6 protein-coding genes and 1 pseudogene are annotated in these 8,089 nt (G+C 73.8%); 2 read left to right on the top strand and 5 right to left on the bottom strand.

Annotation, left to right across the window (positions count from 1 at the left end):
* Window positions 1–175 precede the first annotated feature (175 nt).
* From ACTUAL_RS11270 to ACTUAL_RS11260, 3 genes and pseudogenes are all read right to left on the bottom strand, one after another.
* Window positions 176–811: pseudogene (locus ACTUAL_RS11270) on the bottom strand (DedA family protein); the annotation flags it as partial.
* Between the two features lie 305 nt (window positions 812–1,116).
* Window positions 1,117–1,308 carry a DUF397 domain-containing protein gene (locus ACTUAL_RS11265; protein ID WP_096496388.1) on the bottom strand — a complete coding sequence of 64 codons (192 nt, stop codon included), beginning with the start codon at window positions 1,306–1,308 and terminating at the stop codon, window positions 1,117–1,119.
* Between the two features lie 18 nt (window positions 1,309–1,326).
* Window positions 1,327–2,175 (bottom strand): helix-turn-helix domain-containing protein, encoded by an 849-nt coding sequence (locus ACTUAL_RS11260; protein WP_440900220.1) that lies wholly within the window; start codon window positions 2,173–2,175, stop codon window positions 1,327–1,329.
* A 174-nt stretch (window positions 2,176–2,349) separates the two neighbouring features.
* Between ACTUAL_RS11260 and ACTUAL_RS11255 the strand changes: the two genes are divergently transcribed.
* Together ACTUAL_RS11255 and ACTUAL_RS11250 are read left to right on the top strand one after the other, a co-directional pair.
* Window positions 2,350–2,730 (top strand): hypothetical protein, encoded by a 381-nt coding sequence (locus ACTUAL_RS11255; RefSeq protein ID WP_096496390.1) that lies wholly within the window; start codon window positions 2,350–2,352, stop codon window positions 2,728–2,730.
* Between the two features lie 394 nt (window positions 2,731–3,124).
* On the top strand, window positions 3,125–5,344 hold the full coding sequence (locus tag ACTUAL_RS11250; RefSeq protein WP_096496391.1) for a SulP family inorganic anion transporter: 2,220 nt from the start codon (window positions 3,125–3,127) through the stop codon (window positions 5,342–5,344).
* A gap of 80 nt (window positions 5,345–5,424) precedes the next feature.
* Here ACTUAL_RS11250 and gndA read toward each other — a convergent pair whose 3' ends face one another.
* Together gndA and ACTUAL_RS11240 are read right to left on the bottom strand one after the other, a co-directional pair.
* Window positions 5,425–6,864, bottom strand: coding sequence for an NADP-dependent phosphogluconate dehydrogenase (gene gndA / locus ACTUAL_RS11245; protein ID WP_440900219.1), 1,440 nt, complete (start codon window positions 6,862–6,864; stop codon window positions 5,425–5,427).
* A gap of 259 nt (window positions 6,865–7,123) precedes the next feature.
* On the bottom strand, window positions 7,124–8,089 hold a 966-nt coding region (locus tag ACTUAL_RS11240), incomplete at its 5' end, for a glycoside hydrolase family protein (RefSeq protein ID WP_440900218.1).

The raw sequence follows: 8,089 nt of genomic DNA, 5'->3' as shown, positions 1-8,089 counted from the left end.
CCCGCACCCCCTGTCGGCCAGGACGCCTCGCGCGGGGCGCTGGGCGCTCGGAGCGGTCGCGCCCGCGCGACCGGCCGGACGCGGGTTCCTCGGAGCGGACCGGTGGCCGCCGGGGGCGGCGGCGCCCGGTGGCCACCGGTCCGGCTCGGGACTCGCCCACCAGCACCGGCTCGGCGGCGGGCCGGGCGGCCTCGGCGGCGCGCGCCGCGGCCCTGCGCTTGCGCAGGTACACGGCCAGCGCGATCAGGCAGCCGACCGCCATCACGCCCCACATGGCCCGGCCGAACGCGGCCTCGATGTACTTGGCCGAGGCCCCGGCGGCCGAGCCGATGCCGATGTGCAGCGCGGACCAGGCGGCGGCGCCCGCGATCGAGGCGGGCAGGAACTTGCGGTAGTCGAGCTTGGCCGCGCCCGCGGACGCGGGCACGAGGGTGCGCACGACGGGCATGAACCGGGCGATGAACACCGCGTACGCGCCGCGCCTGCGCAGCAGCTCGCCCGCCTTGTCCCAGTGCTGCTGGCCGATCTTGCGCACCAGCCTGCTCGCCCGCAGCCGGTCGCCGAAGCGCCTGCCCAGGTAGTAGCCGATGCTGTCGCCCGCGACGGCGCAGAGGGTCACCACCAGCCACATGACGAGGAAGCGCGGGACCGTGTTCGCGGTCGTCGACGCCAGCAGCAGCGCCGTCTCGCCGGGGGCGAGGAAGCCCACGCCGAGGGTGCACTCCGCGAGCGTCATGGCGCCGGTGACCGCCAGGACCGCGGGTTGGGGCAGGCCGGCGAGCCCGTCGAGCGCGTCGGTCACAAAACCCATCGAAATCCCCCAAACGGATCACGGGTACATCACACCAGGCACACGGCTGACCACGGAGCGCATTTACCCGGTGACCTGACGAGCGCGTCTCCTCGTCAACGGGCAGCACGCACCCGCCTCATCACCAGCACACCAGCCGTTCGTGGTGCTGTCATCATCTCCTGGTCTGATTCTGGCTTCCGCCGTAAGTAGCACACATCGGCAGGATTCCGGACATCCTGACCCAAAAAAGTGAGGGTGACCCCAAGGGGGTCACCCTCTTCGCACGCTGCGTGACCGGCGTGGCGGGCCGGTCGGACGGACCGTCACCGCCCGTCGAGCGCACCGCCCTTGGCGCCGCCCGCGAAGCGGGCCCACTCGCGGGGACCGAACTCCAGCAGGCCGCCCGCGCGGTTCTTCGTGTCCCGCACGGCGGTCAGCTCGCCGTCCCGCGCGATCTCCACGCAGTCCGCGCCGGTCGCCGTGGTGCGACTGCCCTTGCGCCAGTTCTGGTACATCGTCCCGACACTCCCGGTTCAGGAGAGTTCCCGCGCGACCCGCCCGACCAGTGCCGCGGATTCACCGGCGTCGAGCGCCGCGGTCGCCAATCGCGAGAACATCTCGGCATACCTGAGCACTTCCGAGGCCTGCTCCAGATAAACCTCGTTCCGCGTGGTTTCGAGGTATACCACGTCGCGATCCTGCTCATCGCTGAAGGACAGCAGCACGAACGGGCTGTCCATCGCCGAATAGGCGCCCGCGGTGAAGGGGATCACCGGAATGGTGAGATTTTCTCTTTCACCCATTTCGGAGAGCTTCGCCAACTGCTCCGCCATCACGGCCGGTCCGCCCACCAGGCGCCGCAGCGCGGCCTCGTCCACCACCGCGTGCAGCCGCAGCGGCGGGTCCTCGTCCAGCAGCGCCTGCCGGGCCCTGCGCAGCTCGATCCGCCGGTCGACCTCGGAGGCCGACGAGCCCGGCGACACGTCGGCGATCAGCGCCCTGGTGTACGACTCGCACTGCAGCAGCCCCGGCACCATGAGCCCCTGGTAGGTGCGCACCCGCTCGGCGTCCGCCTCCAGGCCCACGTACTTGCCGGGCGCGATGTCGCCGAACGCGTCCCACCACGCCTTGCGCCTGGCCTGCCTGGCGAGCTGGACCAGCTCGTCCAGCAGCGCGGGGTCCGCGTCGTAGGCGGTGAGCATGTCGCGCACGTCGCGGGGCGTGACGCCGACCCGGCCGGTCTCGATCCGGCTGATCTTGGACGCGGAGCACTCCAGCCGCTCGCCCACGTCCTCGATGGTGAGCCCCGACGCCTCGCGGAGCCTGCGCAGCTCGCTGACGAGGCGCCTCTTGCGCAGGGTGGGGCTCTCGCCGCGCGACATCCGCGCACCTCCTCAGTGCAGTGGCGAGGCACAGTCTCGGGCCGTTCACCCGGCAAGCAAAGAGACGTCATCCATTCGTGTACTGCAACTTGCAGGTGGGCACGTGCTGGTCCCAGGCTGCTGTGGCAACGCTGACGGGGAGGGCGGCATGGCTGCCAGCAGGGAGCGGCGAGGATGGCTCTGACGGTCTTCGGCCAGCTCGACAGGTCGCTGCACGACCACCTGGCCGCGCTGGTGCGCCGGGCCGACCAGGCGGACGGCGAGACCGCGGTGGAGCTGGCCCGCTCGGAGCTGCCCCGCGTGGTCGCCGCGCTGAAGTCCCTGCTCGACGAGCACCAGCCCGACGAGCGCGGGCGCTGCGGGACCTGCCGCAGGCGGTGGAGCGGCCTGTGGGGCAGGCGCAGCACGGCCCCCTGCCGGGCCTACATCGGCGCGCAGCTGTGCCTGGCCGTCGCGGGCCCCCGACCGGTCGCCGGGTCGCGGGACGAGGTCGACCCGTTCGAGGACGGCGTCGGCGACGCCTTCGGCGACACCTTCCGGGACGCGGGCCGCTAGCGCCCCTCCCCCGCACGCGAGCGGGCGGACGCGGGCCCGTTCGGCGTCGGGTGGCGACACCCTCCTCGAGGTCGCGCTCCCAGGGAGCACCCGACACCACAGGCCGTGGCGGAACCGGCCCCGAACCCCCGACCGGGGTCGGTTCCGCCATGGCCCCCGCGCGTTCAGCCCTTTCGGGCAATTCGGACGACCACACACCGTCACGTTCCGTTGAATGATCAACACTTACGGGTGTCACGCCTGGTCAGAGCACCGGTGCCGTCGTCATCATGGACGGTGAACCGCAGTGCCGACACGTCCCCCCGTGCCGACACGGATGTGCCACCGCCGCCACCCATCGGGCCCGTCTCCCGCGTTCGTCGGACTGCACCCCTCGACGCCAGTGAGGATTTCGATGAACCGAGCCCGGAAGTCGCACGCAGGTGAGCACACCACCGCGGGCCCCCCGACCAAGCCGGGGGTGCTGGACGTGCTGCGCCACGACGTGCCCGCCTCGCTCGTGGTGTTCCTGGTCGCCGTCCCCCTGTCGCTGGGCTTCGCCGCGGCCAGCGGCGCGCCGCTCATGGCCGGTCTGGTGTCCGCCGCCGTCGGCGGGATCGTCGCGGGCGCCCTCGGCGGGGCCCCGATGCAGGTCAGCGGCCCCGCGGCGGGCATGGTGCTGATCACCACGAGCCTGATCGCCGAGTACGGCTGGGCGGCCACGGCCATGATCACCGTGGGGGCGGGCCTGTTCCAGCTGGCCTGCGGCCTCACCGGCGTGGCGCGCGTGGCGCTGTCGCTGTCCCCCGCCGTGGTGCACGGCCTGCTCGCGGGCATCGGCGTGACGATCGCGCTGAGCCAGCTGGTCGTGGCGCTCGGCGGCGAGGCGGGCGCCACCGCCGAGGAGAACGTGCTGATGCTGTTCGCGCCGGTCGACCCGGAGTCGCTGGCGGTGGGCGCGGTCGCGGTGGCGGTCATGCTGCTGTGGCCGCTGGTGCCGCGCGCCTCGTTCGCGCCCGCCCCGCTGGTCGCGGTGGCCGCCGCGACCGGGGTCGGCGCGGGCCTGGACGTGGCGCGGGTGGAGCTGCCCGGCATCGAGGGGCTGGTCGCCCCGCAGATGCCGTCCGGCTCGATCGCCGGGATCGCGTTCGCGGTGGTCACGGTCGCGGTGGTGGCCAGCGTGGAGACGCTGCTGTCGGCGGTGGCCGTGGACAAGCTGCACGACGGGCCGCGCGCCGACCTGGACCGCGAGCTGGTCGCGCAGGGCGTGGCGAACACCGTGGCGGGCGCGGTCGGCGGGCTGCCGGTGAGCGGCGGCATCGCGCGCGGCTCGACGAACGTGGCGGCCGGCGCGGTCACGCGCGTGTCGGCGGTGCTGCACGGGGTGTGGATCGGGGTGTTCGCGCTGGCCCTCGGGTCGGTGCTGGAGCTGGTGCCGCTGGCGGCGCTGTCGGGCGTGCTGCTGGTGGTGGGGCTGCGGCTGGTCAGCCCGGAGCGGATGCGGGTGCTGTGGCGGCACGGCGAGTTCACCGCGTACGCCGTGACCGTGGTGGGCGTGGTGGGGCTCGGGCTGGTGCAGGGGGTGCTGCTGGGGGTGGCCGCGGCGGTGCTCCGGTCGGTGTACCGGCTGGCGCACTGCTCGGTGCGGGTGGACGAGGCGGGCGGCGAGGGGTGCCGGGTCGTCATCCGCGGGTCGCTGGTGTTCCTGGGCGCGGGCCGGATGGTGCGGGAGCTGCGCGGCGTGCCGCTGCGCAGGCACGTGGTGCTGGAGCTGCACATCGACTTCCTGGACCACGGGGCGTACGAGGCGATCGAGGACTGGCGGGCCGGCTACCAGCGGCTCGGCGGCTCGGTCGAGGTGCTGGAGGTGCACGACACGTGGTTCTCGAAGGCGACGAGGGGGATGCCCGCGCTGCGCAAGGCGCCGGTGGCCCCGTCGGCGCGCTGGTTCGCGCCGTGGTCGTACTGGCAGCAGCGGCGGGACGCGGCCGGGGAGGTGGTGGTGCCCCGGCAGCGGGACGAGGTCGACCCGATGATCCTGGGGATGCACGAGTTCGAGCGGTTCGCCGCCCCGCTGGTGCGGCCGTTCCTGGCGGAGCTCGCCGAGCGCGGGCAGCGTCCCGGCCAGTTGTTCATCACCTGCGCGGACTCGCGGGTGGTGCCCAACATGATCACCACGTCGGGGCCGGGCGACCTGTTCTGCGTGCGCAACATCGGCAACCTGGTGCCGGTCGACGGCGACGACTCGGTGGCCGCCGCGGTGGAGTACGCGGTGCGGGTGCTGGCGGTGCGGACCGTGGTGGTGTGCGGGCACTCGGACTGCGGGGCGATGAAGGCGCTGCTGGACGGCACGGCGCCGCCGGGGTCGAGGCTGCGGTCGTGGCTGCGGGCGGCGGACCCGAGCCTGATCCGGTTCCACGAGCGGGGCGGGCACGCGTCCGGCGAGGCGGTGCTGGAGCGGCTGGCCGTGGCGAACGTGGCGCAGCAGCTGGACAACCTGATGGCCCACCCGTGCGTGCGGGAGGCGGTGGGCTGCGGGGCGCTGCGGCTCGTGGGCATGTACTTCGACATCTCCTCGGCCAGGGTGTACCTGGTCGACCCGGAGCGGGGCGCGCTGGCGCCGGTCACCACCTGACCCGGTGGCGCGGGGCCCCTCCTCGTGAGGGGTCCCGCGCCGTGCTCCCGGTGTGGCGCGTTCTCAGGCCTCGACCGGTCTCAGGCGTCGACCTGGGAGCGGTCGCCGGACCAGAGGGTGTGGAACGAGCCCTCGCGGTCGGTCCTGCGGTAGGTGTGGGCGCCGAAGAAGTCCCGCAGCCCCTGGATGAGGGAGGCGGGCAGGCGCTCGGAGCGCAGCGCGTCGTAGTAGGACAGCGCGGACACGAAACCGGGCGCGGGCACCCCGGACTGGACGGCCTTCACCGCGACCCGCCGCCAGGCGTCCTCGGCGGTGCGCACGGCGTCGCGGAAGTAGTCGTCGGCGAGCAGGGTCTCCAGCTCGGGGTTGCGGTCGTAGGCCTCCTTGATGCGGTCCAGGAAGCGGGCCCGGATGATGCAGCCGCCGCGCCAGATGGTGGCCGTGGCGCCGAGGTCGAGGTCCCAGCCGTACTCGGCGCTGGCGGCGCGCATCTGGTCGAAGCCCTGCGCGTACGCGACGACCTTGGAGGCGTAGAGCGCCTGGCGGACGTCCTCGACGAGCGAGTCGTCCTTGGCGGTCGCGACCTCGTTGGCGCCGAGGGCGGCGCGGGCGGCCGCGCGCTGGGAGGCGCGGCCGGACAGCGAGCGGGCGAAGACGGCCTCGGCGATGCCGGTGACCGGGACGCCCAGTTCGAGTGCCTCCTGGACGGTCCAGCGGCCGGTGCCCTTCTGCTCGGCCTCGTCGGCGATGACGTCGACCAGCGCGGAGCCGGTGTCGGCGTCGACGTGGGCGAGCACCTCGGCGGTGATCTCGACCAGGTAGGACTCCAGGTCGCCGGTGTTCCAGCCCTTGAAGACCTCGGCCACCTCGGCGGGGGTCAGGCCGCCCGCGCGGTGCAGCAGGTCGAACGCCTCGGCGATGAGCTGCATGTCGGCGTACTCGATGCCGTTGTGCACCATCTTGACGAAGTGGCCCGCGCCGTCCGGCCCGACGTGCACGCAGCACGCCTCGCCGTTCACCTTGGCGGAGATGGCCTCCAGGACGGGGCCGACGTGCTCGTAGGACTCCTTGGAGCCGCCGGGCATGATGCTGGGCCCGTTGAGCGCGCCCTCCTCGCCGCCGGAGATGCCCGCGCCGACGAAGTGCAGGCCCGCCTCGCGCAGCGCGGCCTCGCGGCGCCGGGTGTCGGCGTAGTGCGCGTTGCCGCCGTCGATGACCATGTCACCGGGCTCCAGCAGGGGCGCCAGCTCGTCGATGACCGCGTCGGTGGGGGCGCCCGCCTTCACCATGATGATGATCTGCCGGGGCTTCTGGAGGCTGCCGACCAGCTCTTCCAGGGTCTCGGCGGGGACGAACTCGCCCTCGTGCCCGTGCTCGGAGATCAGGGCCTTGGTGCGGGCGTTGGTGCGGTTGTGCACGGCGACGCGGAAGCCGTGCCGGGCGAGGTTGCGCGCCAGGTTGCTGCCCAGGACGGCGAGCCCCGTGACGGCGATCCGCGCCGGTGCCTCGGAGGTGGTCATCAGTCCACCCTGCCCGCATTCGGGTCCGGGCGCACATATGCGGCTACCCACACTTCGGAGGGCCCTGCGCGGGAATTACCGGGCGGGTTCGTGAAACACCGGACGGTGAGCGCGTTTGCGCCGGTCGGGGGAACCGCGCGGGGGCGCGGCGGGAAACCAGGGGGGTGCGGGCCGGATTCCGGGGAGTGGACCTCCGGGTCCGGTCTGCGCGGGCCGTCGGCGGGGCGGGCGACCGGTGCGGCGCCCGCCCCGCGCCCGCCTACCCCACCGACCGGTACGCCTCACCGGCCGCGTTGGGGACGCCGCCCGGCCGGTACAGGCCGGTCCCCGGCTTGTCGGCGGGGAGCGCGAACCAGGCGTAGCGCTCCACCCACGGCAGGCCCTCCATCATCCGGGCCGAGCCGCTCGCGAACGCCGCCAGCTCGGTCGCGCTCGGGTACCGGGCCGCGCCACCCGACCAGTCGATCAGGGAGTACTCGGTCACCCAGACGGGCAGCCCGTACCGGGCGTGCACCGCGTCCAGGTAGTTCTTCAGGTGGCCGACGGCGGCGGCGCTGAAGTCCGAGCCGTACCAGTGCAGGGTGATGAAGTCGACGCGCAGGCCGCGCTGCCTCGCCCCGGCCATGAACCGGTCGAGCCAGCCGCCCGCCTTGTCGCCGCCGTAGGCGACGGCCGGGCTGCCCAGGCGCATCCCGGTGGCCTGGAGCTGCGGCCACAGGTCCAGGGCCTGCTCGACGCTCATGTTCGACTGCTCGCCCAGGTCCGGCTCGTTGAAGCCGAGCAGCGTGCCGCCCTGGCCCTTCACGGCGGCCAGGTTCGCCGGGGTCACCGTCTTCGCGCCCCAGATCATCGGCACGAACTCGACGCCCTGCGGGATCACCAGGTCCTCCCTGGTGGGCGCCCAGTTGTAGACCCAGCCCGCGCCGACGTCGCCGAGCGCCTTGCCGACGCCGTCGAAGTTCCAGGTGCTGACGCCCTTCTTCGCCGACGGCGCGGCGGGCGGGCGGGGCGCGGCCACGGCGGGCTGCGGCTGGGTCGTGGTGGTGGTCGGGGCCGGGCTGCTGGAGCTGGGCGCGGTGGTCGTGGTGGGCGCGGCCGAGGACGTGGGCAGCGGTTCGGTGGTGAACGCCGGGGGGACGGTCAGCTCGGCGGCCAGCGGGGGCGGCTCGTCGGCGGGCAGCGCCATCGGGGCCACCACGGCGGCCGTCGCGACCGCGGCGACGGC

This window comes from Actinosynnema sp., assembly GCF_052038725.1.
Note: the sequence above shows the minus strand (reverse complement) of the source record. Positions and strands in the feature narration are given on the sequence as shown.